Below are 26,199 nucleotides of genomic sequence, written 5' to 3' on the forward strand. Positions count from 1 at the left end.
TTCCGCAGTGGGGTCTGTGATGTCCGCCAACACCATTGAGCATAACCGCAACCGGTACAACTTCTCCGGCGTTGAGTCGATCTGGCTGTTCGGCTACGGCTCGCTGATCTACAAGGTGGATTTCCCGTTCCTGGAGCGGCGCCCGGCCTCGATTCGTGGCTGGGATCGGCGGTTCTGGCAGGGCTCCCACGATCACCGGGGCACGCCGGAAGCGCCGGGCCGGGTGGTGACCCTGGTGGAGAAGCCCGGTGCCGTCTGCAAGGGCATGGCGTTCCGGGTGTCGCCCAATGTCTTCGAGCACCTGGACGTACGGGAAAAGAACGGTTACCTCCGCTTCAGCACTACCCTCACGTTCGAGGACGGCAGCCATGCCGGAGGTCTGGTTTACATTGCTACTGAAGACAACGAAGCCTTCCTCGGCCACGCGCCGGAGGCAGATATCGCCCGTCAGATTGCCACGGCGACTGGCCCCAGCGGCCCCAATGCGGAATATCTTCTGAGGCTGGCGGAATCGCTGCGCGCCCTTGGCGCCGATTGTCCCCACACCTTTGCCATTGAATCCCATCTTCGGTCTTCCGCCAGAGGCGCGGATTGGCCGGATCATTCACGACACTCATGTGCTGATTGAATCGTCGCGCCGCTGAGTGAACCAGAGCTATGCCGCGGCACCGGGGCGGGATTGAAACCCCGGGCCGGTGACCTGCGCCGCTGCTGCAGGCCGATCAGCAGCAAGGGCACCACAATCATCAGGCTGCCGGCCAGGAACCAGAGGTCCGGCACTTCTCCGAACCAGATCCAGCCAATGCCCACGGCCCAGATCAGCCCGGTGTATTCGGCGCTGGTGACCTGGTTGGCATCCACTTGGCGGTAGGCCAGCAGCACAGTGATGTTGTAGCCCAGTATGAACAGGGCAGATCCCATGGCGCTGATGAGCATCCCTGAATTCCATTGTGCGCCTTCCCACCAGGCCAGGGCGCCGGCCGCTGGCAGAATCAGCAGGTAGTTCAGGAACAGTTTGTGGACGGTAGTCTGCTGTTTCGGGAGCTGGCGGACCAATACGGCATTGATGGCCAGGGCAAACGCGGACGCCAGAGCTGCGACGGCGGCCCAGTTGAATTCCACCGGCCGGAGGATCAATACGATGCCAGCAAAACCGCTGAACACGGCGGTCACACTCAGCGGCGTCAGTTTCTCCCGGAACAGGAAAACGGAGAGCACCATAACCAGAATGGGCGCTGCGTAGAAGACGGCATTGGCGGTGGCCAGCGGCAGGTTGCCGAGGGCGATGACCATGCAGATGATCCCGGCCAGGTGGATGTGGGCCCGGAAAGCGTGGATTTTCAGGCCGGCGAAGAGATTCTTCCGGTCCAGTTGTCCTGCCAGGGGCAGCAGGAATGCCAGTGTGATCAGGCTGCGCAGGAAGGCAAACTGGAACACCGGTGCGCCGGGCTCGAGCAGTTTTATGAATACGTCAGAAATCAACGCCATGGCGTTGCCGATGATCAGCAGCACAATGGCACTGTTTACGGTTTTTCCTGACATATTCTTTTCCTCCGTTCTCAAACCCTGAGTGCATGAGCCCAGGCAGGAAATGGCTTCCGAAAACCGCTGTCAATACGTCCCTGTACGCTTGCTTTCCGCCATCCATGGCTCCAAGCATTTTCGGAAGCCATTTCCTGCCTGGTCTCCCCTAACTCGCAGTGAGAGTCTATTTGGGTTTTAATATCCGATAAAATGATCTTTATTTAACCGGTATTAGAAAAATAGATAATGAAGCTGCCACCCCTGAAAGCCCTGCCCGTATTCGAAGCCGTTGCCCGCCTCAACAGCTTTTCACTCGCTGCCGATGAACTGGCGGTAGGCCAGAGTGCGGTCAGTCATCAGATCAAACAGCTGGAAACCTACCTGGGGGAGCAGTTGTTCTGGCGCAGTGGGCGAACTCTTTCGTTGACCGACGAAGGCCGGCAGTACCTGGATGCGGTCAGTTCGGCCCTGTTGCAGATTGAACGGGCCAGTGAACAGTTGCTGGGGCATGAGGAGTCGCGGTTGCGGTTGTCGGTGTTCAGTTCGTTTGCAGTGCGCTGGCTGGTGCCAAGGTTGCCGGATTTGCAGCGCTTGCATCCGCAGCTGGATCTGGCGCTGGAGATGAGCAGTGAGAATCCGGTGTTGTCGGACCGGGTGGCGGACTGCTTCATAACCATCCACAAGGACTCACCGGCTTACAGCTATGAGTTGCTGTATGTGGAGCGTCTGTTTCCCGTGTGCAGTCAGGATTACTGGCAGAAAATCCGCCGGGAGCTGGGCCTGGAAGGGGTCGATGGTGATGATATCTCACTGACACCCGCGGACATTTCCCGTTTCCCGTTGTTATCGACCCACAGCATTTTCGACCGTGCCGCGGGTGACTGGGAGGTTTGGTATAAGGCCGTCGAACAGCTAATTCCGCGGCACGCCCGGGTTCAGCATTTCAGCCACATGTTGCTGGCGCTGGAAGCGGCCCGGTTCCATCAGGGTATCGCGCTCACCAACGACTACATGCTGAGCACGCGTAAGGATTCGGAGGACTTTGTCCGGTTGCCGTGCCATCCGGTGATGACTGGGGACCAGTTCTACTTTGCCTGGAAAACCAGCCGGCGCCAGGAGCGGGGTATTCAGTTGTTGCGACGCTGGCTGGTGAGTCAGGCCATCGAGGGTGGGCTTCGGGGTGAGGCGGACTAGCCGCGTTCCAGGGTTTCCCAGACTTCGATGGCGGCGGCCAGGTCTTCCAGCGAGGCGCCCACGGATTTGAACAGGGTGATGGCGTCATCACTCGTGCGTCCCGGTTTGTCGCCCCGCAGCAGTTCCGCCAGTTCGGCCCGCAGGTCGGTCTTGCGGAACGCGCCTTCGTCGATGGCCTGGAGAATGTCGCCGGCCTCGCCCAGGGCACCGGCGTAGGTGTCGACAAAGACCTGGCTGTGGGCCAGGCACTGACTGTCGGTTTCCCGCATGGAGGGCCGGAATGCGCCCACCAGATCCAGGTGGCTGCCAGGTTGCAGCCATTCACCCCGGATCAGCGGTTCGGTCGACAGGGTGGCGCAGCTGATGATGTCTGCCTCGGGTACTGCGGTTTCCAGATCGGTTACCGCCTCACAGTCGAACCGGTCGCGGAATGTGTCGGCCAGGGCTTTTGCCTTGTCCGGGTTTCGGCCCCAGATCCGTACGGTATCGATGGGCCGGACGGCCGCGTGAGCCTCAACCAGCATTGGCGCCAGTTTGCCGGTGCCGACCACCAGCAACGATTTGGCATCGTGCCGTGCCAGTTCGCGGGCGGCCAGGGCTGAGGCCGCGGCGGTCCGTCGGCTGGTCAGGGCGCTGCCGTCGATACACGCGAGCGGAGTGCCATGTTCGCCTTCGCACAGGATGTACAGACCCGAGATGGCGGGCAGGCCGGCGTTGGCGTTCTGGGGAAACACGTTGACCATTTTCATGCCGATGTAACCTGTTTTTTCCCAGGCCGGCATCAGGAGCATGGTGGCCTCACCGTCCGGGCGGTGCATGGCGTGATGATGTCGTGGCGGCGCTTCCACTCCCTCGCGAAACGTGGTGGCGAGACGTTCAATCAGTGCCGGCCATGCCAGTGCGCCGGCCACCTCCTGTGCAGAAATAACCCGCATAGACCTTAACCCTGTTTACGACTGGCCAGTCGCTGGATTTCACCGATGATGCCGCGGCGGAATACCATGACGCAGACCACGAAGATGGTGCCGAGTATGACCTGTACCCAGGAGCCAAAGGCGGACAGCTCGTGGCTGAGGGCTCCCACGGTGATGGCACCCACCACCGGGCCGAATACCGTGCCCAGGCCGCCGACCAGGGTCATCAGGATGACCTCACCGGAGGTTTGCCAGTGGGCGTTGGTGAGCGCGGCGAACTGGAAAATGATCGCCTTGGTGGCGCCGGCCAGCCCGGCCAGGGTGGCGGATATCACGAAGGCCAGCAGTTTGAAGTGATCGACATCGTAGCCCAGCGACAGCGCGCGCGATTCGTTTTCCCGGATCGCCTGCAGCACTTCGCCGAACGGCGAATTGATGGTGCGGTAGATGATGCCGAAGCCAACGAGGAAGATGGCGAACACGAAGTAATACATGGCGAGGGAGTTGTTCAGGTCGATCAGGCCGAACAGGTGCCCCCGGGGAATGCCTTGCAGGCCGTTTTCGCCGCCGGTGAAGGGCATCTGCAGGGCCAGGAAGTAAATGATCTGGGCCAGTGCCAGGGTCACCATGGCGAAGTAAATGCCCTGGCGGCGTATGGCCAGGAACCCGAAGGCCGCGCCGAGCACCATGGCAAACCCCGCGCCGGCGAGTATGCCAAGCAGCGGGGTAAAGCCCCATTCCTTGGTGACGTAACCGGTGATGTAGGCGGCGCCGCCGAAGAACGCAGCGTGGCCGAACGAGAGCAGGCCGGCATAGCCCAGCAACAGGTTGAAGGCAGAGGCGAACAGGGCAAAGCACAGCAGGTCCATGACGAACACCGGGTAGGCGAACAGTGGCGCTGTCAGGCCTGCCACCAGCATGAGGATAAAGAGGATGCGGTTGGTCATGGCGCTTACTTCTCCTTACCAAACAGGCCGGCGGGGCGGAACAGCAGAACCAGCACCATGAGGAAGAAAATCACGGTACTGGCGGCGGGCGGGTAGAACACCTTGGTCAGCCCTTCAACCAGGCCCAGGGCCAGGCCGGAGAGGATGGCGCCCATGATCGAGCCCATGCCGCCGATGACCACCACGGCAAACACCACGATGATCAGGTCGGCCCCCATCAGCGGGCTGACGGAGTAGATGGGAGCGGCCAGAACCCCGGCCAGGCCAGCCAGGCCAGCACCGAAGGCGAAGGTCAGGGTGACCATGAGGGGAACATTCAGGCCGAAGGCCTGGGTCAGGTCGGGGTTTTCTACGCCGGCCCGCAACCGGGACCCGAGCTTGGTGTGTTCGATGACCCACCAGGTGAGGAAACAGACCACCAGGGAAAACACAATGGCAAACAGGCGGTACGTGGGGAAGTACATAAAGCCAAGATTGACCACGCCACTGAGGCTCTCCGGCTGGCCCGGGTAGGGGGTGCCGGAGACGTTGAAATAGTTGGAAAACAGACCCTGCAGAATCAGCGTGATACCGAAGGTCAGCAGCAGCCCGTAGATGTGATCCAGAGCGTACAGACGCCGGAGCAGAAGGCGTTCAATGAGAACCCCCAGCAGCCCGACCAGCACGGGCACCAGAATCAGGGACGCCCAGAAGCCGATCTGAACGCTGATACCAAACCATTGCTCCAGAAAGGAGTAGCCAATCAATGCGATGAAGGCACCGAGCATGTACATGGCGCCATGGGCAAAGTTGATGATATTGAGCAGTCCGAATATCACCGCAAGCCCGAGGCTCAACATGGCGTAGAACACACCGACATTAAGCCCAAGCAGCGCCTGGGCCAGGATGACCTGCATCGACACGTTGGCTATCTCCTCTTTAAGTGGTGGTCAAACCGTGTGTTAGTTAACCAGCGAACATTTGGTGTCTGCCATCGAGATGTAGGCCTGGTCGGCGGGAATCTTCGAGACCACGTTCAGCAAGTCCCACTCACTTTTCGATTCCGACGGTTTCTTCACTTCCACCAGGTACATGTCGTGCAGCATGGAGCCGTTGGGCGCGATTTTTCCGCCCTTTACGAACATGTCGTTCAGGGTCATTTCCCCCAGCTTGGCGCGAACCGTGTCGGTATCGTCCGTTCCGGTCTCCTTAACCGCGTTCAGGTAGTTGGTCACCGCCGAATAGACACCCGCCTGGACCATCGTTGGCATGGCACCATGGCGCTCATTGAATCGATTGGACCACGCTTTGGTTTCGTCGTTCTGGTTCCAGACAAACGCGGTGGTGAACTGCAGGCCCTGGGCAATGTCGAGACCCATACTATGCACATCGGTTAGAAATACCAGCATGCCAGCCAGTTTCTGGCCACTCTGGACGATCCTGAACTGGTTGGCCTGTTTGATGGCGTTCACGGTGTCCTGGCCCGCGTTGGCAAGCCCGATGACATCGGCACCGGATGATTGCGCCTGCAGCAGATAGGAGGAGAAGTCGTTGGTGGACAGCGGCGCGTTGACGTTGCCAACCACTTCACCGCCCAGGCTCTCCACTACCGCGCCGGTGTTGTCCCGCAGGGAGTGGCCGAAGGCATAGTCAGCGGTGATAAAAAACCAGCTCTTACCGCCGTTCTTGACCATGGCCGTGGCCGTGCCCACGGGTAACGCGTGGGTGTCGTAGACATAGTGAATGCCGTAGGGCGTGCACTGCTCCTCGGTGAGGGCCGTGGTGCCGGCGCCGGTGTTCATGGTGATGATCTTCTTGTCCTTGGCCAGTCCCTGAACCGACAGGGCCACCGAGGAGTTGTCGAGGGCGGTGATCATGTCGACTTCCTTGGCGTCGATCCATTCCCGGGCAGTACTGGCGCCGATGTCAGGCTTGTTCTGGTGATCAGCAGAGATGATTTCGATTGGTTTGCCCATAACCGAGCCACCGAAGTCTTCGATGGCCATTTGGGCCGCGATAACGGCGCCCGGGCCCTCCAGGGACTTGTAGACCCCGGACATGTCACTGAGTACACCGATTTTGACCTTGTCGTCAGACAAAGCTCCGGCTGCGGTTAGCGGCAAAGTTAGTGTTGCTGCAGTCACAGCGCCGACCAGTCCTTGTTTCCAGTGCTTGAACATAGTGGGTATCCTTTTGTTATTAGATTCCGGGTCGGACCGGCGAAGGCGGTCCAGGCCCACAGGCTCAGACACTCAGGTGTCTGTTCAACTGCTCTTTTTTGGCCTCGAGATCGGCCGCATCAATCTGCTCTACCACCTGACCATGCTCGATCACATAGTGTCGATCGGCCAGAGGCGCGGCAAAGCGGAAATTCTGCTCCACCAAAATGATTGTGAAGCCCTTTTCCCTCAGTTTGCGAATGACATCATCCAGGGCTCTCAGGATCACCGGAGCAAGCCCCTCGGTAATTTCGTCCAGCAACAGCAGGTTGGCACCGGTGCGCAGGATGCGGGCAATGGCCAGCATCTGCTGCTCACCCCCGGAGAGCTTGGAGCCCTGGCTTTTCCGCCGCTCCCTGAGGTTCGGGAACATGGTGTAGATGTCATCCACCGACAGGCCACCCTCGGCGACCATCGGGGGCAGTTCCAGGTTTTCGTCGACATTGAGTGAAGCAAAAATGCCGCGCTCTTCCGGGCAATAGCCGAGCTTGCCGACATGGGCAATCCGGTGTGTGGGCATGTTGATGATTTCAGTGCCATGGATCTTGATAGAACCGGTGCGACGGCCCACCAGGCCCAGAATGGCCTTCAGGGTGGTGGTGCGCCCGGACCCGTTACGGCCCAGCAGCGTAATCACCTCGCCTTCGTGCAGGGTCAGGTTCATGCCGTGGAGAATGTGGGACTCGCCGTACCAGGCGTGCAGGTTCTCGATTCGGAGTAACTCCGGGCGTTGATCAGGCGGCATCGGTGGTCCCCATGTACGCTTCCATCACGGCTGGGTTGGTGGATACGGTGTCGTAATCACCTTCCGCCAGTACCTCGCCCCGGTTAAGCACGGTGATGGTGTCGGCCAGGGTGGCGACCACATTCAGGTTGTGCTCTACCATCACAATGGTCCGGCCCTCGACCACTCGTCTGATCAGATCGGTGACCGTACCCACATCCTCGGAACTCATGCCCTGGGTGGGCTCGTCCAGCAGCATCAGCCGGGGCTTCAGGGCAATGGTGGTGGCAATTTCCAGGGCCCGCTTCTGGCCGTAAGGCAGCTCGACCGCCCTGGTGTCGGCATAGGCGCCAAGCTCGACCAGCTCCAGGGTTGCCTGGGCTTCTTCATTCAGTTGGTCCAGCACCCGCTTGGAACGCCAGAACTGGTAAGAAACCCCCAGTGTGCGCTGCAGGGCAATGCGTACATTTTCTCGGGCAGACAGGTGCGGAAACACCGCCGAGATCTGGAACGAGCGAATCATGCCTTGCTGGGCGATGCCGGCGGGCCGGGAGTGGGTGATGTCTTTACCGTCGTAGATGATCTGGCCGGCACTGGGCCTGAGAAACTGAGTCAGCAGGTTGAAAAAAGTGGTTTTGCCGGCACCGTTGGGGCCAATGAGGGCATGGATGCTCCCCGTCTCCACTTTTACGCTGACGTTGTTGATGGCGGTAAAGCCCTTGAAATCCTTTTGCAGATTCCGGGTTTCGAGGATGATCGGGGAAGGCGTTGTCTGTTCGCCCGCAGCCTGGTCGTTCACGGAAATACACCCCTTTCGGTTCAAGTCGGCGACGGGTGCGCCGTAGGTTCGTTATTATTTGTTATTCAAAATTTTTCTGAAAAGGTTGCAGATACTGCCAATTGAACTGACATTCAGTAATAGTCGGGGAGTGTGGAGTCTGTCAAGAAAAGAGGGGAGGCAGGGCGCCTCCCGGAGAGCGGAAACCGGTTTTACAGATACTGGTAACGCAGCAGCCGGTGCTTGATGCGTTCGAGGACGACCTGGTCGATCACCGCAGCCAGCACCGCGATTACCAGAATGTTGGTCATTACACCGGTCATGTCGGCGATTTCGCCGGAGTAGGCCAGGGATTTGCCCAGGCCGGCACTGAAACCGACAATCATTTCGGCGGAAATCAATGCCCGCCAGGCGTTGCCGAAGGCCAGTTGAGCGCCGGTGATCAGTTCCGGTGTCACCGCCGGGAAATAGACCCGCTTGAGCATCTGCAGCTTCGAAGCGCCCATCACCCGGGCGGCGGAGATATGCACTTTTTCCACGCTCTCGGTGGCGTTCATCACGCTCAGAGCGGTGGGGAAAAAGGCACCAATGGCCACCACCACGATGATCGGCAGGTTGCCGAATCCCATCAGGATCAGGAACAGCGGCACCCAGGCAATGGAGGGAATCGACTGCAGAATGATGATGGCGGCTTTCAGTGGGCTGCGAACCGCGTTCAGGGTGCCGCCCACCAGCCCGATCAGGATGCCGAGCACGATTGCGGAGCCGTAACCGGCACCCAGGCGGGTCATGCTGTTGCCCAGCCCTTCCCAGAAGGTCGGGTTGTTGAACTCTTCCCACAGACGGACAAAGGCGGCGGGAACGTCAGGCATCAGGAAGTCCGGCAGGAACCAGGCCGCCACCTGCCAGAAGAACAGAATGACGGCGATGGCGACCACATAGGCCCGTTTGCTGGCGACGCCGGCGGTTTGATTAGTACTCATGCTTAAAGCTCACGGGCCTTCTGCCAGGACAGATCGAGCAGCGAGTCAACGTCGAAATCGCTGTCTGCCGGAAGAATGCCCTGGGCCTGCATGATGCCGGCCAGTTCCTTCATCCGGTTGATGTCATCCTCAGTCAGTTTCGCGCTGAAATCATTGGTCTGGATGGCCTGGGTAATGACGTCCACGGCAGGAACCTTGCCCTGGTTGCGTGATTCGACGAACTCATCCTTGATGAAATACTCGGTTATCAGCGGGGCCGCTGTCGCGGGCTCGCTTTCAAGCATGTCAATGGCCTCGCGCTGGGCATCCAGCGCCGCCCAGAGAACGTCTTTCCGGTTCTTCAGGGTGTCGGCGGAGGTGATGACCACCATGCACGGGAACGGCCAGACTTCGCCGATTTCATAGATCTGCTTGACCGGCGCCACCAGCCGGGCGATACGGTCGTAGGGTTCGAACAGGAAGGCCGCATCCACCCGGCCACCAACCAGGGACTGAACGGCGACAGCCGGTGCCACACCCATGATGTTCAGATCACCGGGCTGAAGGCCGGCGTTGTCGAGCATCACGCCTTTGAGCACGATGTCGGCGGTGCTGCCCTGCTTCTGGGAAGCCAGGTTTTTGCCTTTCAGGTCCGCCACCGATTCAATGCCGGAATCGTCACGCACCAGCAGGGAGTGGTAGCCGCGCTGGGCGCCACCAACGATTTTCAGGTCCGCCCCGCGGGACGCCCAGGTAAAGGCGTTGGAGAAGCCAAGCACACCGATGTCGAGCTGGCCGCCCACGATGCCCTTGATCAGGTCGGTGCCGGAGCTGAATTCGATCAGTCTGGCATCCAGGCCGTACTTCTCATACAGCCCGGCCTCATAGGCCAGCATGGCCTGGGCATCGTCCATAACCCGGACGTAACCGACCCGGAATTCTTCTGCCGCATTAACCGGACTGGCGATCACCAGTGCCAGGGCAGCCGTAACTAACCAGCGAATCATACAGTTTCTCCTTTCTCAACAGGGGTTGAGGTTGTGTCGGTGTCGATACCGAGCAGGTTCAGAACGTCGCGACGGATATCGGCGAATGCTGACAGGTCGTGGGTTTTGGGAATGTGGCCCAGGGTAATTTCCTTGAGCACAACGGCTGGGCGGTTGCTGAACACCAGCACCCGGTCGGCCAGGTACAGGGCTTCGTCGACATCGTGGGTGACCAGGACCACCGTCGGACGCTCTTCCTCGATCAGGTCTTTCAGCACGCTTTGCAGGGTCATTCGTGTGAGGGCATCGAGGGCGCCAAACGGTTCATCCAGCAGCAGCACCTGGGGCCGGGCAATGAAGGCCCGCGCCAGGGCACAACGCTGGCGCATGCCACCGGACACCTGGTGCGGGTAATAGTCCTCGAAACCGGTGAGTTTTACCCGGCCCAGCCATTTGTGGGCATCTTCCCGGGCGGCCTGCTTTGGCTGGTTCTGGAATTCCAGGGCCAGAGCCACGTTCTCGAGCAGCGTCATCCACGGGTAGAGAGCGTGTTCCTGAAACACCAGGGTCCGCTCCGGTGAGGGGTTCGAGACACTTTTGCCATCGGCCGTCAGGGTGCCGGTAGAGGCACCCTGCAAGCCCGCGACCATGTGCAGCAGGGTGGACTTGCCGCAGCCGGACGGGCCAACGAGCGCCACTATTTCTCCGGTTTGGATGGTGGTGTCGAACTGTTTGATCACGTTCAGGTCGCCAAAGCTTTTGGTCACCTGGTCGAAATGGAGTTCCATATAACCCGCCAGAATATGTTTATATTCTAAAAAAGAATAAACAATCTCTATTTTATAACTACGAAGCGTTGTATAAAAGTGGATTATGCACTTTTACCTATTCGAGGACACTGACGGGGAATCCCGGCTGGGGAATTGCGCCAGTTCTGCAAGGAGATAAGATCAGAGTGAAGTGGCCGGGCTGTGAGAGCGGCCCGGCGGGCAGAGACTGGACTCACTCCCGGGCGGGTCGCTCAACGACCTTGCGTTTGCCCTTGGCACAACGGGACAGGGCCTTAAGGCCATCACCATCGAAGGCATCCACACGGATAACGTCGTAGAGTGCGGTCAGCGCCTCCAGCAGCTTGTCGCATTCGTCCGCCTTGACGACGCCCTCGGCGCAGGCCCAGTCCACCAGTTCCTTGCGTTCGTGGCCCATCAGCAGGGCGATGCCATCCAGTTCGTCTTCGTTCCGGTTGCGGATTGCTTCATGCAGCCGGCTGCGCATCTCTGCGGTCTCGTTGGCCAGTCTGTAGGCATTGAGTACCCGCCCCAGGGGATCTTCCGGGTCCATGGTGGTGTAGGCGCCACGGCTGATCCGCTGACGCACGGGGGTGTCCTTCACAATACTTTCAGCCACTCTGGCGCCGAGTTTGTCGTCCGGACCATTGAGCCCGGTGGCGCCCAACGGGAATACCAGCAGGCGCAGTGGCCAGCGCAGGGCCGTTACCGGAAAGTTGATGATGGCTTCGCGCATGGAACCCTGAAGATCCCGCAGGCAGGTTTTCAGGCACCATTCCACCAGTGGCCGCTGGTCATCCGGGTAGCCCTCCTCGTGCCATTGTTTGATCACGGCAGTGGCGTAGTACAGGTGTACCAGGCAGTCCGCCATTCGGCCTGAGAGCCGTTGCCGGGCCTTCAGGCCGCCACCTACCGTCAGCAGGGTTACGTCCGTCATCAGTGCGAACGCGGCTGAGAACCGGGCCAGTTGCCGGTAGCAGGGCTTGATATCACCCTGGCGAGGCACCGATTCGATCCAGCCCCGGGTCAGGCCCAGCAGCAAGGCCCGCAGGGCGTTGCGGGTGGTATGAGCCAGGTGGCGGTAGAAAATGCCGTCGAATGTCTTCGCGGCCTTGTCTTCATCCTCCATGCCGGCCGCTTCGATTTCCTCCACGATAAAGGGATGGCAGCGGATGGAGCCCTGGCCGAAGATCATCAGGCTGCGGGTGAGGATGTTGGCGCCCTCCACGGTGATGCCAATGGGCACCGCCTGGTAGGCCCGGGCCAGGAAATTGCGCGGGCCGGTGATCACGCCCCGGCCCGCCACAACATCCATGGCGTGGTTGATCACTTCCCGCATCAGGTCAGTGTTGCGGTACTTCAGCACGGCCGAGGGCACGGAGGGCCTGCCCCCCCGGTCGAGCATACCGGAAGTGAGCAGCCGGGCCGCGTCCATCATGTAAGTGTAGCCGGCAATTGGCTCCAGAGCTTCCTGTACGCCCTCAAACTGGCTGATGGAACGGCCGAACTGCTCCCGGGTGTAAGCGTAGGACCCGGTGGCAAGGCTGGCCACCTTGCCGGCGCCGGTGCCCAGGGCGGGCAGGGAGATGGACCGGCCGATGGAGAGGCACTCCAGCAGCATGGTCCAGCCCTTGCCGAGCATGTCCTGGCCGCCGATGACCTGGTCCATGGGAATGAAGACATCGCTGCCCCAGGTTGGCCCGTTCATGAACACAGTGTTCATGGGCAGGTGGCGGGCGCCGGCATTGACGCCCTCGGTCTCCCGCGGGACCAGCACGCAGGTCACACCGATCTCATCATTATCGCCGAGCAGCTTGTCCGGGTCATAAACCTTGATGGCCAGGCCAATCAGTGTGGCCACCGGTGCCAGGGTAATGTAGCGCTTGTTCCAGGTGACCTTCAGGCCCAGTACTTCCTTGCCGTTCCATTCACCCTTGCAGACGATGCCCTTGTCGGGAATGGCGCCTGCATCGGAGCCGGCCACCGGCGAGGTCAGGGCAAAGCACGGAATCTCGTCGCCACCGGCCAGTCTTGGCAGGTAGTGCTTTTTCTGCTCATCGGTGCCGTAGTGCATCAGCAGCTCGCCGGGGCCCAGCGAATTGGGCACCATCACGGTGACGGCGGCCGACACACTGCGGGTGGAGATTTTCATCACGATTTCCGAGTGGGCGGTGTTGGAGAAACCCAGGCCACCGTCCTCTTTCGGGATCACCAGGCCGAAAAAACCCTTTTCCCGGATGAATTTCCAGACCTTGTCCGGCAGGTCGTACTGTTCGTGGGTAATTTTCCAATCGTCCAGCATGGCGCAGAGCTTTTCCACCGGGCCATCCAGAAAGGCCTGCTCGTCGCTGGTGAGGTGTGCCGGTTTGGCGTCCAGCAGTTTGTTCCATTTGGGCTTGCCGGAGAAGAGTTCACCGTCCCAGTCCACCGAGCCGGATTTCAGGGCTTCGGCCTCGGTATCCGAGAGTTTCGGCAGGCGGCTGCGAACCCAGCCAAGCAGTGGCCGGCTGAGCTTGTCGAGCCGTAAATCGCCGGGAATCGCCAGAATCAGGGCCAGGGCCAGCAGAGCGCCACCGAAAAGGATGCTGAGAATGTGCCAGTCATCCTGAAACAGACCGATAACTGTGGCAATGGACATCACCAAAGCAGCTGTGGTGCCGCCGATACCCAGATAAATCAGTATCAGGGCACTGATCAGCAGGAAAAGAACACTCATGGGGCAGACCTCCGTATCGTGAATGCAATCAGCCAGATTGTGCTTCTAACCATCGGTCAAAGTCCCTGCAGTTGCAAGGAGAGCCGGCGGGTGCAGGGCTTGGTTGGTATGATCGGCCTTAAAAGCTGAGGCCAAAAATCAGTAACGCCAGAGTGGTCAGCAGCACCGCCACGTTCATTCCAAGAACAGAATTAAGCCGCGGAGGGTCCGCCAGGGCGCCCGGCAGCCTGAGGCTGACCCACAGAGCTGCGGGCGCCGGAGCGAGCGCGATGGTGGCCCATACCGGCAACCAGCCTACCAGTATGCCGGCCCCCAGAACGCCGTAACTTCCCAGCAGCAGAATGCCCACCAGTCGGGCAGCGGCAGGCTGGCCCAGGGTTATCACCAGGTGTCGGCGCCCGACTTTCCGGTCTGCTTCGGCATCCGGTATCTGATTGATCAGCAGTAGCTCGCTGACCAGCAGCAAGCTGATGGCGGACACTGCAATGGCTGCAGCGTCGATGCGGGCACCCAGGGCAATCAGGCTGCCCAGTATCATCACCGGCCCGAATCCAAGCCCCGGGGCCAGCAGGCAGAGGATGGGCGAGCGGGTAATCCAGCGGGTGTAAGTCAGTACCAGCACCACGCCCGCGGCCCCGAGCACCAGCATGGGCAGCCCCCGGAGCCAGAGAAAGTACAGGCCGATGGCCACCACCAAGGCGAGCGTGCCGAGGGCCGCCAGCAACACACGTTTTGCGGCGGCGGGAACCTCCGGAAGCGCCCCGCTGCCGCCGGAAAAGGGCGTGCGCCGGGTGATCAGGTCCAGCCCGGAAACAAAGTCCTCGTATTCATTGAGCAGGTTGACCGCCGCGTGGGCGAGCAGGGCGCCGACCAGAACCAGAAAGGTATCCAGTAACGCCGGTGGCTCGCCCTGTTGCCAGGCCAATGCCACACCGAGGCCCGCACACAGGGGGGCGAGCACCAGAAAGTTGGGGCGGGCGGCACGCACCACCGCGACGGTTTCAGACATGGGGTCCTTCCTCAACGAAACAGGGCTGACTTGATCCGGTGGTCAGATGTAACCGGCTGCGAATACCAGCCCGAGCACCACGGGCATCACAACGAGACTACCAAGATTGCTCAATAATACCAGTGAAGCCACCTTATGTGGCTCCTGGCGATACTGTTCTGCCACTATGTAGTTCAGTACCGCCGGCGGCAGGGCGGCGAATACCCACAGCGCCGCGACCTGCATCCCCGGCAGGTCGAGGATGGCGATCATGGGCCAGGCCAGCAGCAGGCCACTGGCCGGGCAGGCGATTGCACCGAGCATGCCCAGTTTCCAGTCGCTGAAATCCACATCCAGCATGCGGACGCCCAGAGCAAACAGCATCAGCGGAATGCTGACACCACCAAGCATGTTCAGTGTCTCCAGCAGCCATTCCGGTAGAGGAACGGCAGCAAGATTCACCGAGAGCCCGGCAACACTGGCGAGCACAATCGGCAGTTTCAGGCGTTTCACAATGGAGGCATGGTGGTCCAGTATGTACAGACCGACAGAGAAGTGCAGCAGCATTTCCACGATGAACAGCACAATTGCCGCTGGCAGGGCCCCGTCACCAAAGGCCAGCACCAGTAGGGGAATGCCCATGTTGCCGGAATTGTTGAACATCATGGGAGGCAGGAAGGTTTTCAGGTTCAGCTTCAGAACCTTTGCCAGCGGATACAGCACGATACCCGAACCAAGCACCACCACCGTGGCCGCCAGCGCCAGCTGGGCATAGTCCTGCAGGGGGGCCTTCTGGTCCGCCAGCACCGCAAACACCAGCATGGGCACGAACAGCTCCATGTTGAGAACGTTGAGTCCCTGGATATCCGGGGTGCGGTAACGGCCATAAAGGGCACCGCAACCGGCGATCAGGAAAACCGGCAACATGGTGGACAGAATCTGGCCGATCATTGAACAGGCTCCGACAGGCGTAAGAGAGATAGTGAATGAATAATCCGTTAGGTTCGCAAGTATCGAGCCGGTTGGGCAAGCATTAATCGCAAACGTTCGACCAAAGCCGGAGGCAATATGGTGTGAGCGGACCAGGTTGCGGTGGCCGGCCAGGCCCACCAGAATACCGGCCTGAGATTCTTAATCTGCTGCGGAGAGTCCCTGTGTCCAGTCCCTTTGATCAGCCTGTTTTCCGGGAACACACCTGTTCGGTCAAATTTGATGCCCGAAGGGCGGTGTTTGGCCGCGATGACGTTATTCCGGTGTGGGTTGCCGACATGGATTTTGCCGCTCCTGAGGCTGTTACCCGGGCGCTCAGCGAGCGGGCTACACACCCGGTGTATGGTTATACCCTGTTTCCGGACAGTCTTTATCGGTCCATGATCGACTGGTTCGCCGACCGACACGGCTGGCAGATCCAACGGCAATGGATCCTGATGGCGCCCGGTGTGGTCCCGTCCCTGAACGCGGCTTGCATGGCCTATGCCGGGCCGGGCGAGGGTGTCATCATCCAGCCACCGGTGTATCCGCCGTTTTTCAGTTCGATCCGGCACAGTGGCCGGAAGGTGATCGAGAACCCCCTGGTGCCGGAAGACCCTGACACCGGTGACCCCGGCCATTACCGGATGGATCTGGACCACCTTGAACAGTGCGCCGCGCGACCGGATGCCCGTATCCTGTTGCTGTGTTCACCCCACAACCCGGTTGGGCGGGTTTGGTCTGATGACGAGCTCAGGGCCGTGCTCGCCATTGCCCGACGGCACCAGCTGGTGGTGGTCTCGGATGAGATTCACTGCGACCTGACCTATCGGGACAAGCCCCGCCACACCATGTTGGCCAACCTGGCCGGGCCGGAGGATGCCCTGGTGATGGCGGTGGCACCCAGCAAGACTTTCAATATGCCCGGCCTGGGGCTGTCCGCGCTGGTGATCCCCGATTCGGACCGGCGCAGCGCCATGAAAGCCGTGTTCGCGTCCATGCATCTGCCCCAGTGCAACCCGTTCAGCATCGCCGGCTTCGAAGCCGGTTATCGCCACGGCGGTCCCTGGCTGGATGATCTGATGGCATACCTTCAGGCAAACCGGGATTATGTGGTGGAGGCGGTCAGCCAACGGCTGCCGGGCATTCGGGTATCGGCTCCCGAGGGAACCTACCTGATGTGGCTGGATTGCCGCGGGCTGGATCTGGACGATGCCGGCCTGAAGCGGTTTTTTGTCCGGGACGCCGGTATCGGCATGAATCCCGGGGTATCGTTTGGTGATCAGGGCAGCGGCTTCATGCGGCTCAACATCGGCTGCCCCAGAGCCGTGCTTGAAGAGGTTCTTGATCGAATCGAAACCGCACTCGGGAACCTCGGACCGGATCACTGATCCTTCATGGAGCAGTGATTTTGCACCGGTTTCCAGTGGGGTGGTTCGGCTATGCCGGGCAGGTCGCCACTGGTGGGCCGGATTGCCTCCCAGATCTTGCCTCCGTGGCGGGTCAGGCTGCCGACGGTGTAACTTCGGGAGAACAGCCATGGCTCGGGTTGTTCGCACGGCTCCTGAGCCGGGTTACGGCTCTGGGCAGTCGACCGCTCACTGTTGCCGGTTTCTGACATGCTTGCATCAGTGTCGACGCGGGCGCCGGACTTGCCGCCGGCGTTGTCGCTTTTGGCGCCACAGTCCGGAACCGAATCGAGCCGCTTCCAGTTAAATGCCGTTCCCGGTTCCTGCCCTTCGTGCAGTTCACGGGATTCAAACCAGTTTCCCTGATGAAATACCACAGTGCCTGCCGGGTAGTAGCGGGTAGGCACCCACTTGGCCTGCTCCGGATCACAGGGCTTAGCGGCAGCCGGAAGTGAGAGGCCAGGCATCAGCAGCACCAGAAAGAGAAGGCTGCGAAAGCGTCGGATGGATTCAGTCATGGTTGTCTCCTTTTGCTTGCTGTTCTTTGATCCGGTAGTTCGCACGTTTGCCGGTCTGAGTTGCCAGTAGCAGTCCGGCGAGAATCAGCAGACCACCGATGATATGAAACACCCCGAGGGACTCCCCCAGAAAGACACCCGCCAGCACGGAGGCGAAGACCGGCGTCAGGTACATGAAGATGGCCGCCCGGGCCGGGCCGATTTTATGCACACCGTGATTCCAGAAACCGTAGGCCAGAATGCCCGGGAAAATGGCGAAATACAGCAGGGGCAGGGCTGTGTCCCGCGACAGATCGAAACCACCTGCGAAGAAAAACAGATCGGTCAGGTAAAAAGGCAGTATCACCAGGGTACCCAGAAGTATCTGGGTAGTCAGAAAGGTCAGGGCCGGCAGCGGCACCGCCTGGCGTCGCAGCAGGACCGAAAACAGCCCCCAACTGAAGACCGCCGCCACCATGATCAGGTCCCCCGGCTGCGCCTGCAGGCCGGTGAGTACCGCAATGTCGCCCCGGGCCACTACGGTGATAATCCCGATGATGGCCAGGGCGATACCGAGGGCCTGGATGGGGCGGGTCCGGTCGCCGAGCAGAATCCAGGCCAGCAGTGCCACGAAGATCGGAATGGTGGCGTTGATCAGGGCGATGTTGGTGGCCGTGGTGGTGGTCGCCGCGAAGTAGAGTAACGAGTTGAAGGCCGCCACGCTGAAGGTCGCCAGGGCAAGCATGGACCCGAAACGCTGGCGAATAACCTGGCGGTGGCGCCAGACACCCGGAAACCCGAAGGGCAACAGAATGGCGAGTGCAATGATCCAGCGCCAGAAGGACATGGACAGGGGCGGGATGTTCTCAACCGTGCCCCGGGCGACAACGGCATTGCCGGCCCAGAACAGAGGCGTCAGGACCAGACCAACGTAGGCCAGCCCTGGAGTTCGGGGCAAGATTCCGGCGCTTTCCGCAGACACACACGCTCCTGTTGGTTGGGTACTGGCCGATAAAACGCATAGGATACTACTCTCCCGGAACTTCTGCCTCCGTACCAATGTGGTAGGCTGCGAAACCAGCCATTACCACCTGGTCGACCGCCATACCGATAACCCGCCCATCACTGGAGGAACGGATGGGATGCTGGGCATTGGTGATGGGGTCGGAGACGTAACCGAGAATCTCTCCCTGCGATACCCGGGCCCCAAGCTCGATCTCGCTGAACAGAATGCCGCCGTGATCAGCGCGGATCCAGTCGGAATCGTAGTAGACCGGCTCCGGATCCCCCCACACGAACATCCGCGAAATCATGCCCTGGCGTTCCATCAGGCTGGTCAGGCTGTTAACCCCGGCGCTGATCTGGTGTTGCTGAATCCGGTGGGATTCCCCGGCTTCCATGGTCACGGTGCGTATGCCGGCAGCAACCGCGGCGGTGCGAAGCATGCCGGGGGAGCCGGTGCTGTGAACCACCGCCATTCGGTCAAAGCCCCGGGTGAATTCGGCCACTTCCGGGTTGTTCATGTCGGCCCTGAGCTGGGGCAGGTTGGTGCGTTTCAGTGAGCCAGTGTGAATGTCCACCAGCATGTCGCAACGGCGGATGACGTTTTCGAACAGCGAATAGGCAATCCGGTCGGCCAGGCTGCCCTCCGGGCTGCCGGGGAAATGCCGGTTGAGATCCCGCCGGTCGGGCAGATAGCGGCTGCCTTGTTGGAACCCCGGCAGGTTGACGATGGGAATGCCTACGACCCGGCCAGAGAGTTTTTCCGGGTTCAGGTCATACACCGTCTGGCGAATAATCTCGATGCCGTTGAGTTCATCACCGTGAACGGCACCGGTGAGGCACAGGGTCGGACCTGCATTGACGCCATTAACCACCAGCACCGGTGTCGGCTGGGATAAACCGGCAATCTGGATGCCCGGCGCCCAGGCCAGACGGGTCGAGGTTCCCGGCATGACATCATTACCAAGGAGGGTGAAAGCTTCTCCTGGCCGAAGCTCGGGTCCGGGCTCCGATTCTGTCCCGGCGCCAGCGTCCGGCAATTCAGATCCGGTGGTATCCGCAGTGTTCTCGGCCGGGGCTGTCGCCTGTGCCTCAGGCGCTGGCGCAACCTCCTTGAGGTCAATATTCGGAGCCACTTTGCGGGCAGGCGCCGAGGGCGTATCGATACCAGCCCCGGTCCGGGACGGATGTGGCTTCAGGGCCTTGTTTTCCCGTTCCGCGGTTGTCCGTGGCACCGATTGTTCAACGTCCTCCACGCTCTCGTCTTCGGCGAGTTCCGCGACCAGGACTTCGGATGCCTTGCGGGATTTGGCGGGATCGGGATTGGCGAACAGGGGCGCCGGCAGCGAGATTGCAAGCAGGCCGGTCAGCAATATCAGGTGGCTCGGTTTTTGAAGCCGCTCAAACAGCATAATTCCTCACGGATCGTCCGTATGCGCCCAAGGATAGAGGGTCTCTGGCGGTCATGGATACGGCTGTAACAAAGGTTTAATGCCCCTTCCATGAAGTCTGGGCAAACCCGGCGCGGCAGTACCTGTCCAGCCAGTGTCAAATGCATTGGTTTGCATGAAGGTGATCGTTATACGCCGACAGGGCCTGTAACAATAGGGGTTGATCGCGACATCCGGTGTGCTTCTGTTACTGCCCTGTTAGTTCGCGTGTACAACCTGCCACAGGTCGTCCCTGCGGAACGCCCTGTGCTCGGCCTCCAGCTTCAGCAGGTGCGCCAGTGCTGACCGTTCGGCCACCCCGTGAATCGCCGCCGGCACATCATCGTATGCCTTTGCTGTCAGCGTTTTGAGATTCACCGGGGTCAGCGCTTCCAGGGCACGAGCGACCTTGTGCTCCCGAGACAGTCGGTGGGTAATCAGGAAATCAATGACCGCTTCCGGTTGTCCCATTAAGAATCCATGGGCCGGGGCAATGTAGCGGATGGACTCGGCCAACAGGTCGTACAGGGACTCAATGTAGGCCTTCATGTCCCCGTCCGGCGGATTAATCACTACCGTGGACCCCTGCATGATGTGGTCGCCGGAGAAAAGCAGCTCCTGATCCGTCAGCAGATAACACAAATGATTCGAGGCATGGCCCGGGGTGTGCAGTACTTTCAGAATCCCGGCTTCGGTAACAATCAGGTCACCGTGCTCCGGTTCGTCATCCGCACGGAACGTCTGGTCCTGACTCGCGCCTTCGGGCGCCGGCCAGCCGTAAACACGGCAACCGGTTCGCTCCTTGAGAGCCGCAACGGCCGGCGAGTGATCCTTATGGGTGTGGGTAACCAACACCTGATCAATCACCCCACCGGTCACCTCCAGAATCCGCTCAATATGGTTGTCGCTCGCGGGGCCGGGGTCAATCACGGTAAACCGCTCATGACCCAGTACATAGGTGTTGGTGCCCGGCCCGGTCATCATCCCGGGGTTGGGTGCCGTCAGCCGGATCACCCCCGCCGCCACTTCAACCGGCTCACCGGGAATAATCTCTGCCCGGGTTGAGCCCTCCCCTTCCGGATCCAGCTTGGCCGCCTCATCATAGGCCGGCGCCCCCGGCTCCAGCGTCACCGGCTTGCCTTTCTTCAGCCCCGGCCAGGGTTTGCTTGGATGAGGTTCAGGCGGATTGGCGTGGGCATAACGCATTAGCGCATCCGTGGTTTCGAAATCACTGAGCACCCGCAGCGTCCGGATCGTCGGCAACCCCAATAACCGCCGGCCACCGCGGTGATCCTCCAGTGCTTTCTCCGGCCGGATCCAGACATGATCAATGGTCTCCACCCCATCATGACTGGCCAGTTGGCCTTCAGGCGCGGTGGTCACAAAGAACCGTGTATCAAACCGCCGGGGCGGTCCCGGCGGCGTAACCCAGTGGCCCAGGTAGGCCAGCCGGTCCAGCGGAATCGACAGCCCATGGTTATTGCACAGACTGGCCAACGACAAATCGCCCCTGAACAAAGCTTCCCGGTCGCCATGGGCCGGATGGTCCCCGGAAACCGGATGCCCCTGCGCATCCACCGCAACCAGAATCCCGGCTTCCTCAAAACACTCCCGAACCGCCGCCAGCATGTAATCCGCGCCACCCTCGTCGACACTCATGGTCTGACTGACCTCGGCATCTCCGGGCCCAAGGGCGTGTTCCCGCCCGCTGGGCTCGTGTTCTTCGACCCTTCCTCCGGGGAACACAAAATAGCCGGGCATGAACACCGCATCCCAGGTACGTTGCAGCAGCAGGACTTCAAGGCCTTCGGCAGTGTCGCGAATTAAAACCAATGTGGCGGCAGGGCGGATATCCATAAAACTCCAAATGCGATCTTTATTATTCGGTGCGCGAAGAGAGTACGAACAACATCAGGAAAGAGCCTTCCAAAACTGTGTGGAGCCAGGGATGGCGGAACTCAAGCGTCACAGGGACGTGCCGCAAGGAGCGTGTTTTGGAAGGCTCTTTCCTGATGTCGCTGCACCAAAGCTTACAGCGCAAAGGTCCAATAGCAAGATAACCGATTTAAAGCAGAACGTCTTGAGATGAACACTAAAGTCGAACAGCGTATGATTCGCCCCCAGAGACCCAGCGAGAACAGGAACCCAATGTGGCCCGAATCAAACTCTCCTTCCCGGACGACGCCTTCCGCTTCGAAACCAGAATGCCCGTCAGAATCACCGACATCAACGGCGCCAACCACCTGGGCAACGACGCCCTGATCTCCATGCTCTCCGAAGCCAGGGCCCAGTTCCTCGTCAGTTACGGCCTCCAGGAAGCGGGCAAGGATGGCACTGGCATCATCGTCACCGACCTGGCCACCATGTACCAGTCCGAGTCCTTCTTCCCGGAAATGCTGCGCTTCGAAGTCGGCCTGATGGACTTCAACAGGTACGGTGGGGATTTCGTCTTCCGGGTCACCAAGGCCGAGAGCGGCCAGCCCGTTGCGCTCGCCAAGTACGGATTCGTGTTCTTCAACTACCAGCGCAAGGAAGTGGTGCCTGTGCCGGAAAGCTTCCGCTCACGCTTTGCCTGACCCAGCACTGGACATGAAGGCGGGGTCAGATGAACCCTTTCATCTGACCCCATTCTGTCTCGTGCTGTTCCGGAGCCGTTTCATGCCGGCCCGATAGAAGCCGTAAGCCATAACGCCAGCGAGGAGATTGCCCACCAGTGCGCCACTCATGAGGCCAAAGATGCCACTGATCTGGCTGCCCAGCCAGAGTAGCGGCAAGTAGCAAAGAAACAGCCGCAAAGTGGATACCAGCAGCGCCCGCATCGCCAGTCCCAGGGCGTTGCACACCGACACCATCAGCATACACACGCCCAGGCCGCTGTAACTGAGCGGCACCCGCACCAGATAGGCGGCCAGCACCTCCCGGACGTCGCTGTCGCTTGAGAACAATTCAGACACCAGCCCTGAAGCCAGCACCCAGGTCAGGCCAATGGCAAGCTGCCAGACCACCACGAACCGGACCGCGATGCGCACCAGTTTTCGGATCTGTTCAATATCTCCGGCACCCAGCAACCGGCCAATCATCGGCGGCATCGACATGGTCAGTGCCAGCACCACGACAATGGAGAAAAACTCCAGGCGGGTGCCGAGGCCCCAGGCGGCTACGGCTGCGGAGCCGAAGCCGGCGACAAGGGCTGTTGCCAGCATCGCCGAGACGGCGGGCATCAGCTGACTGACCATGGCCGGTGCCATGATGCCGTTGAGCTGCTTGAGGGCCTGCCAAAGGGCAAGCTGGCGCAGATCAAACCGGACCCAGTGCCGCTTCAGAAGTTTTGGGTAGATCACCAGGCAGCCGATACCGAACGAGGTGACGGTGGCCCAGGCGGCGCCGGGTAAACCCCAGCCAAAGGTAAAAATATAGAGCGGATCCAGGGCGATGTTGGTCAGACTGGTGGCCACCATCATGTACCCCGGCAGTCTGGTGTCGCCGTGGGAGCGGCACACACTGTAGCCGAAGTAGAGAACCGCGCCGGTCCAGGCGGCGATCAGCCAGGGAATCCAGTAGCGTCTGATCAGCGGCAGCAATGTCTCTTCCGCGCCGAGTGCGGTCATGATGTGGCCCTGGAGAAGCCACAGGGTCACACAGATCAGGAAAACCAGGGTTCCACCTACGGTAATGATCAGGCCGCCCAGACGATAGGCGCGGAGTTCGTCACCGGCACCCAGTGTGCGGGAAACGATGGCGGTAGTGGCAATGCCCAGGCCCACCTGAAGACCGATGATCAGTTGCTGCATTGGCAGGGTGAAGCCGAGCGCCGCCAGCGGGTCTTTTCCCAACTGGCCGATAAAAGCACTGTCGGCCAGTTGGAAGGTCATCAGGGAGAGTACCCCGAACAGCATGGGCCAGGTCATGCTGTAGAGCTGGCGGGCCAGGCTTGGGGGTTGGGCGGTTGTTTGCACGGGGTGTTTGGGGCCTTGGGTTGGGGTTCCGGCTTTGGGCGGGGATTCTAACAGGTTCTGGTTTGGGTGTTAGCAAAGCTGCTGGCACGGCTTTCCAGGACACGCCGTGAACCCATCCATGGGGGCTTGGCATTGCCATCCCTGGCAATGCACAGTCCTGGAAAGCCGCGCCAGCAGCTTTGCTCGAGCTCAGGCGTTACGGCCAGCGCCTGATTACTGATCCAGTGTTTTAAAGCGCGTTCAGTGCTGCGTCGTAATCCGGCTCGTTCTTGATCTCGTCGACCAGCTGGCTGTGCAGAACCTTGTTGTTCTCATCCAGTACCACTACTGCCCGGGCGCAAAGGCCGGCGAGGGGGCCGTCCTGGATGGCGACGCCGTAGTCCTGCTGGAAGCTGTAGTTCCGGAAGGTGGAGAGGGTTTCGACATTTTTCAGGCCTTCGGCACCGCAGAATCGGGCGGCGGCAAAGGGCAGGTCGGCGGAGATAACGAGTACCACGGTGTTGTCGAGGTTGCCGGCTTTTTCGTTGAATTTCCGGGTGGAGGCGGCGCAGACGCCGGTGTCGATGCTGGGGATGATGTTCAGGATTTTGCGTTTGCCGGCCCAGTTATCGAGTTTGACTTCTTCCAGGCCGCTGTTGGTCAGGGTGAAGGGTGGTGCGTTGTCGCCTGTTTCGAGGAATTTGCCGCTCAGTTCAATAGGGTTGCCGTCGAGGGTAACGTTGTTCATGGGGTTTGCTCCTTGTCGTCTGGTTTAGAGTCTTACGTACTCTGTGTAGACCACTTTGGATGATTTTGCATGTGAGCTTTGGTGGCTGGACTGGTGCGGGGCGGTTATCCAAAACACGCTCCTTGCGGCACATCCCTGTGGCGCTTGGGCTCCGCCATCCATGGCTCCGCACAGTTTTGGATAACCGCCCCGCACCAGTCCCCGAGCCTCGGAGTGGCCTACCTTAGTGCTCAACTGATCTTAACCGCTGGTCGCACTTTGTGCTTCGAAACCCCTTGCAGGATAACGCTGAACCAGCAGCAGATAACAGCCCATGGCAATGGCGGCGCAGGCGGCGATGATGGTGGCCATGATCAGGGAGGTGCCGTCGTGCAGGTGGCCGACGAGCATGCCGGCGAAGGCGGCGATGGCCATCTGGGTGAAGCCGAACAGGGCGGAGGCGGAGCCGGCCATGGTCGGGAAGTTGGCCAGGGCACCGGCCATGGTTTGGGGCAGGACCATGCCGGTGCCGATCATGAACAGGGCCTGGGGCAGGATGACGGCCCAGACGCTGAAGACTTCGCTCAGGGCCAGCACGGCCATCAGGCTGCCTCCACCTACTGCGATTACCAGGCCACGAACCAGGATCTGGTCAGGCAGCAGGCGGCGGCCGAGCCGGACGGCGGTCAGGTTGCCGACAATGTAGCCGGCGACCATGCCGGCGAAGTAGAGGCCAAACTGTTCCGTGGGTACGCCCAGAAAGTCGATGAGCACGAACGATGAGCCGGACAGGAAAGCGAACAGGCCGGAGAAGATCAGGGCGTTGGTCAGGGTATAGCCGAGGAAGCTGATGTCCCGTGCGATGGTGCGGTAGTTCCGGAGCAGGCTGCAGAGTTTCAGGGATTGGCGATGCTCCGGGCGCATGGGCTCGGGAAGGCCGATGGCAACCACGACAGCCATCACCAGCGCGTAGCCGCCCAGTACCAGGAATACCGATGACCAGCCCAGGCTGGCAGTCATAAGCCCGCCAATGGTTGGTGCAATCGCCGGCGCCAGGGCCATGATGCTGGCCAGGATGGCGAGGATCCTGGCGGCTTCACGGGGCGTGTAAATGTCCCGGATCGCCGCACGGCCCAGTACCGGGCCTGCGGAGCCACCCAGGGCTTGCAGGAAGCGGAACAGGATCAGGGTTTCGATATTGGTGGCCAGCGCGCAGCCAATACTGGCGATGGCAAAAAGCACAAATCCGCCAATCATGATCGGTTTGCGACCAAAACGGTCCGCCAGGGGGCCGCAGACTAGCTGGGCAATGGCAAAGCCCACCATGTACAGACTGAGAGTCAGCTGTACCTGATCGGTGCCGGTACCGAAGTCTCTGCCAATCTGTGGCAGTGCCGGCAGATACATATCCGTCGCCAGCGGCCCGAGAGCCACAGCCGCAGCAAGAAGTACAGTTGTCCAGACACTGGTCAAAGTAAGCATTCGCTTCCTGAGTGCGTTATCGAGGAGTT

The 26,199-nt window shown here is 60.5% G+C and carries 24 protein-coding genes; 4 read left to right on the top strand and 20 right to left on the bottom strand.

What is annotated here, in order from left to right; all coding sequences use genetic code 11:
• Nucleotides 1-19 precede the first annotated feature (19 nt).
• Complete coding sequence (locus NLK58_RS13835) at nt 20-628, top strand: gamma-glutamylcyclotransferase (protein WP_341581017.1); 609 nt, start codon at nt 20-22, stop codon at nt 626-628.
• On the opposite strand, the gene NLK58_RS13840 is transcribed toward NLK58_RS13835, so the two are convergent.
• On the bottom strand, nt 601-1,542 hold the full coding sequence (locus tag NLK58_RS13840) for a DMT family transporter (RefSeq protein ID WP_341581018.1): 942 nt from the start codon (nt 1,540-1,542) through the stop codon (nt 601-603). The two genes, NLK58_RS13835 and NLK58_RS13840, sit on opposite strands and share 28 nt — an antisense overlap.
• A gap of 228 nt (nt 1,543-1,770) precedes the next feature.
• Between NLK58_RS13840 and NLK58_RS13845 the strand changes: the two genes are divergently transcribed.
• Nucleotides 1,771-2,718: a LysR family transcriptional regulator gene (locus NLK58_RS13845; protein ID WP_341581019.1), complete on the top strand. Its 948-nt coding sequence runs from the start codon at nt 1,771-1,773 to the stop codon at nt 2,716-2,718.
• On the opposite strand, the gene NLK58_RS13850 is transcribed toward NLK58_RS13845, so the two are convergent.
• From NLK58_RS13850 to NLK58_RS13905, 12 genes are all read right to left on the bottom strand, one after another.
• Entirely contained in the window at nt 2,715-3,653 is a 939-nt protein-coding gene (locus tag NLK58_RS13850; RefSeq protein WP_341581020.1) for an ornithine cyclodeaminase family protein, read from the bottom strand. The genes NLK58_RS13845 and NLK58_RS13850 overlap by 4 nt on opposite strands.
• 5 nt (nt 3,654-3,658) lie before the next feature.
• Nucleotides 3,659-4,579, bottom strand: a complete 921-nt coding sequence (locus NLK58_RS13855) for a branched-chain amino acid ABC transporter permease (RefSeq protein WP_117619015.1) — start codon at nt 4,577-4,579, stop codon at nt 3,659-3,661.
• Between the two features lie 5 nt (nt 4,580-4,584).
• Entirely contained in the window at nt 4,585-5,475 is an 891-nt protein-coding gene (locus tag NLK58_RS13860) for a branched-chain amino acid ABC transporter permease (protein ID WP_162893788.1), read from the bottom strand.
• Between the two features lie 45 nt (nt 5,476-5,520).
• Nucleotides 5,521-6,738: an ABC transporter substrate-binding protein gene (locus tag NLK58_RS13865; protein WP_341581021.1), complete on the bottom strand. Its 1,218-nt coding sequence runs from the start codon at nt 6,736-6,738 to the stop codon at nt 5,521-5,523.
• 64 nt (nt 6,739-6,802) lie between these two features.
• Nucleotides 6,803-7,522: an ABC transporter ATP-binding protein gene (locus tag NLK58_RS13870; protein ID WP_341581022.1), complete on the bottom strand. Its 720-nt coding sequence runs from the start codon at nt 7,520-7,522 to the stop codon at nt 6,803-6,805.
• Nucleotides 7,512-8,300: an ABC transporter ATP-binding protein gene (locus NLK58_RS13875; RefSeq protein WP_205422204.1), complete on the bottom strand. Its 789-nt coding sequence runs from the start codon at nt 8,298-8,300 to the stop codon at nt 7,512-7,514. The genes NLK58_RS13870 and NLK58_RS13875 overlap by 11 nt, the downstream gene beginning before the upstream one ends.
• A gap of 191 nt (nt 8,301-8,491) precedes the next feature.
• Nucleotides 8,492-9,262, bottom strand: coding sequence for an ABC transporter permease (locus tag NLK58_RS13880; RefSeq protein ID WP_117619019.1), 771 nt, complete (start codon nt 9,260-9,262; stop codon nt 8,492-8,494).
• Between the two features lie 2 nt (nt 9,263-9,264).
• The gene (locus NLK58_RS13885; RefSeq protein WP_341581023.1) at nt 9,265-10,248 is read right to left on the bottom strand and encodes an ABC transporter substrate-binding protein; all 984 of its coding nucleotides are present in this window, start codon (nt 10,246-10,248) and stop codon (nt 9,265-9,267) included.
• Nucleotides 10,245-11,015: an ABC transporter ATP-binding protein gene (locus tag NLK58_RS13890; RefSeq protein ID WP_117619021.1), complete on the bottom strand. Its 771-nt coding sequence runs from the start codon at nt 11,013-11,015 to the stop codon at nt 10,245-10,247. Before NLK58_RS13890 ends, NLK58_RS13885 begins: the two co-directional genes overlap by 4 nt.
• Before the next feature lie 214 nt (nt 11,016-11,229).
• A complete protein-coding gene (locus NLK58_RS13895) occupies nt 11,230-13,731 on the bottom strand; it encodes an acyl-CoA dehydrogenase (protein ID WP_341581024.1) in 2,502 nt (833 codons plus the stop codon).
• A 118-nt stretch (nt 13,732-13,849) separates the two neighbouring features.
• Nucleotides 13,850-14,740: a prenyltransferase gene (locus NLK58_RS13900; protein WP_341581025.1), complete on the bottom strand. Its 891-nt coding sequence runs from the start codon at nt 14,738-14,740 to the stop codon at nt 13,850-13,852.
• Nucleotides 14,741-14,782: 42 nt separating this feature from the next.
• Nucleotides 14,783-15,670 carry an AEC family transporter gene (locus NLK58_RS13905; RefSeq protein ID WP_341581026.1) on the bottom strand — a complete coding sequence of 296 codons (888 nt, stop codon included), beginning with the start codon at nt 15,668-15,670 and terminating at the stop codon, nt 14,783-14,785.
• Between the two features lie 203 nt (nt 15,671-15,873).
• On the opposite strand from NLK58_RS13905, the gene NLK58_RS13910 reads away from it, so the two are divergent.
• Entirely contained in the window at nt 15,874-17,079 is a 1,206-nt protein-coding gene (locus tag NLK58_RS13910) for a PatB family C-S lyase (RefSeq protein WP_341581028.1), read from the top strand.
• Here the strand turns inward: NLK58_RS13910 and NLK58_RS13915 are convergent.
• From NLK58_RS13915 to NLK58_RS13930, 4 genes are all read right to left on the bottom strand, one after another.
• Nucleotides 17,073-17,615 (bottom strand): carbohydrate-binding protein, encoded by a 543-nt coding sequence (locus tag NLK58_RS13915; RefSeq protein ID WP_117619026.1) that lies wholly within the window; start codon nt 17,613-17,615, stop codon nt 17,073-17,075. The genes NLK58_RS13910 and NLK58_RS13915 overlap by 7 nt on opposite strands.
• Entirely contained in the window at nt 17,608-18,576 is a 969-nt protein-coding gene (locus NLK58_RS13920; RefSeq protein ID WP_117619027.1) for a DMT family transporter, read from the bottom strand. The genes NLK58_RS13915 and NLK58_RS13920 overlap by 8 nt, the downstream gene beginning before the upstream one ends.
• Nucleotides 18,577-18,622: 46 nt before the next feature.
• Nucleotides 18,623-20,008 carry a succinylglutamate desuccinylase/aspartoacylase family protein gene (locus tag NLK58_RS13925; protein WP_117619028.1) on the bottom strand — a complete coding sequence of 462 codons (1,386 nt, stop codon included), beginning with the start codon at nt 20,006-20,008 and terminating at the stop codon, nt 18,623-18,625.
• 237 nt (nt 20,009-20,245) lie between these two features.
• Nucleotides 20,246-21,883, bottom strand: coding sequence for an MBL fold metallo-hydrolase (locus NLK58_RS13930; RefSeq protein ID WP_341581030.1), 1,638 nt, complete (start codon nt 21,881-21,883; stop codon nt 20,246-20,248).
• A 293-nt stretch (nt 21,884-22,176) separates the two neighbouring features.
• Here NLK58_RS13930 and NLK58_RS13935 point away from each other — a divergent pair, with 293 nt between their 5' ends.
• On the top strand, nt 22,177-22,602 hold the full coding sequence (locus tag NLK58_RS13935; protein WP_117619030.1) for a thioesterase family protein: 426 nt from the start codon (nt 22,177-22,179) through the stop codon (nt 22,600-22,602).
• Between the two features lie 39 nt (nt 22,603-22,641).
• On the opposite strand, the gene NLK58_RS13940 is transcribed toward NLK58_RS13935, so the two are convergent.
• The 3 genes from NLK58_RS13940 to NLK58_RS13950 all read right to left on the bottom strand — a co-directional run bounded on the left by NLK58_RS13940 (nt 22,642) and on the right by NLK58_RS13950 (nt 26,170).
• The gene (locus NLK58_RS13940) at nt 22,642-23,934 is read right to left on the bottom strand and encodes an MATE family efflux transporter (protein WP_341582811.1); all 1,293 of its coding nucleotides are present in this window, start codon (nt 23,932-23,934) and stop codon (nt 22,642-22,644) included.
• A 277-nt stretch (nt 23,935-24,211) separates the two neighbouring features.
• Nucleotides 24,212-24,709 (bottom strand): thiol peroxidase, encoded by a 498-nt coding sequence (tpx, locus tag NLK58_RS13945; protein ID WP_117619031.1) that lies wholly within the window; start codon nt 24,707-24,709, stop codon nt 24,212-24,214.
• A gap of 240 nt (nt 24,710-24,949) precedes the next feature.
• Nucleotides 24,950-26,170: a Bcr/CflA family multidrug efflux MFS transporter gene (locus NLK58_RS13950; RefSeq protein ID WP_117619032.1), complete on the bottom strand. Its 1,221-nt coding sequence runs from the start codon at nt 26,168-26,170 to the stop codon at nt 24,950-24,952.
• Nucleotides 26,171-26,199: the final 29 nt, after the last annotated feature.

This window comes from Marinobacter metalliresistant, assembly GCF_038098645.1.
GTDB classification, from domain to species: Bacteria; Pseudomonadota; Gammaproteobacteria; order Pseudomonadales; family Oleiphilaceae; genus Marinobacter; species Marinobacter metalliresistant.

What these genes read in the sequence shown, in the direction of transcription:
- NLK58_RS13925 (WP_117619028.1), bottom strand. Translation starts at nt 20,008, where the DNA reads ATGCTGTTTGAGCGGCTTCAAAAACCGAGCCACCTGATATTGCTGACC.
- NLK58_RS13895 (WP_341581024.1), bottom strand. Translation starts at nt 13,731, where the DNA reads ATGAGTGTTCTTTTCCTGCTGATCAGTGCCCTGATACTGATTTATCTG.
- tpx (WP_117619031.1), bottom strand. Translation starts at nt 24,709, where the DNA reads ATGAACAACGTTACCCTCGACGGCAACCCTATTGAACTGAGCGGCAAA.
- NLK58_RS13840 (WP_341581018.1), bottom strand. Translation starts at nt 1,542, where the DNA reads ATGTCAGGAAAAACCGTAAACAGTGCCATTGTGCTGCTGATCATCGGC.
- NLK58_RS13870 (WP_341581022.1), bottom strand. Translation starts at nt 7,522, where the DNA reads ATGCCGCCTGATCAACGCCCGGAGTTACTCCGAATCGAGAACCTGCAC.
- NLK58_RS13930 (WP_341581030.1), bottom strand. Translation starts at nt 21,883, where the DNA reads ATGGATATCCGCCCTGCCGCCACATTGGTTTTAATTCGCGACACTGCC.
- NLK58_RS13835 (WP_341581017.1), top strand. Translation starts at nt 20, where the DNA reads ATGTCCGCCAACACCATTGAGCATAACCGCAACCGGTACAACTTCTCC.
- NLK58_RS13940 (WP_341582811.1), bottom strand. Translation starts at nt 23,934, where the DNA reads ATGACCTGGCCCATGCTGTTCGGGGTACTCTCCCTGATGACCTTCCAA.
- NLK58_RS13915 (WP_117619026.1), bottom strand. Translation starts at nt 17,615, where the DNA reads ATGACTGAATCCATCCGACGCTTTCGCAGCCTTCTCTTTCTGGTGCTG.
- NLK58_RS13900 (WP_341581025.1), bottom strand. Translation starts at nt 14,740, where the DNA reads ATGTCTGAAACCGTCGCGGTGGTGCGTGCCGCCCGCCCCAACTTTCTG.
- NLK58_RS13885 (WP_341581023.1), bottom strand. Translation starts at nt 10,248, where the DNA reads ATGATTCGCTGGTTAGTTACGGCTGCCCTGGCACTGGTGATCGCCAGT.
- NLK58_RS13865 (WP_341581021.1), bottom strand. Translation starts at nt 6,738, where the DNA reads ATGTTCAAGCACTGGAAACAAGGACTGGTCGGCGCTGTGACTGCAGCA.
- NLK58_RS13855 (WP_117619015.1), bottom strand. Translation starts at nt 4,579, where the DNA reads ATGACCAACCGCATCCTCTTTATCCTCATGCTGGTGGCAGGCCTGACA.
- NLK58_RS13880 (WP_117619019.1), bottom strand. Translation starts at nt 9,262, where the DNA reads ATGAGTACTAATCAAACCGCCGGCGTCGCCAGCAAACGGGCCTATGTG.
- NLK58_RS13860 (WP_162893788.1), bottom strand. Translation starts at nt 5,475, where the DNA reads ATGCAGGTCATCCTGGCCCAGGCGCTGCTTGGGCTTAATGTCGGTGTG.
- NLK58_RS13890 (WP_117619021.1), bottom strand. Translation starts at nt 11,015, where the DNA reads ATGGAACTCCATTTCGACCAGGTGACCAAAAGCTTTGGCGACCTGAAC.
- NLK58_RS13845 (WP_341581019.1), top strand. Translation starts at nt 1,771, where the DNA reads ATGAAGCTGCCACCCCTGAAAGCCCTGCCCGTATTCGAAGCCGTTGCC.
- NLK58_RS13950 (WP_117619032.1), bottom strand. Translation starts at nt 26,170, where the DNA reads ATGCTTACTTTGACCAGTGTCTGGACAACTGTACTTCTTGCTGCGGCT.
- NLK58_RS13850 (WP_341581020.1), bottom strand. Translation starts at nt 3,653, where the DNA reads ATGCGGGTTATTTCTGCACAGGAGGTGGCCGGCGCACTGGCATGGCCG.
- NLK58_RS13905 (WP_341581026.1), bottom strand. Translation starts at nt 15,670, where the DNA reads ATGATCGGCCAGATTCTGTCCACCATGTTGCCGGTTTTCCTGATCGCC.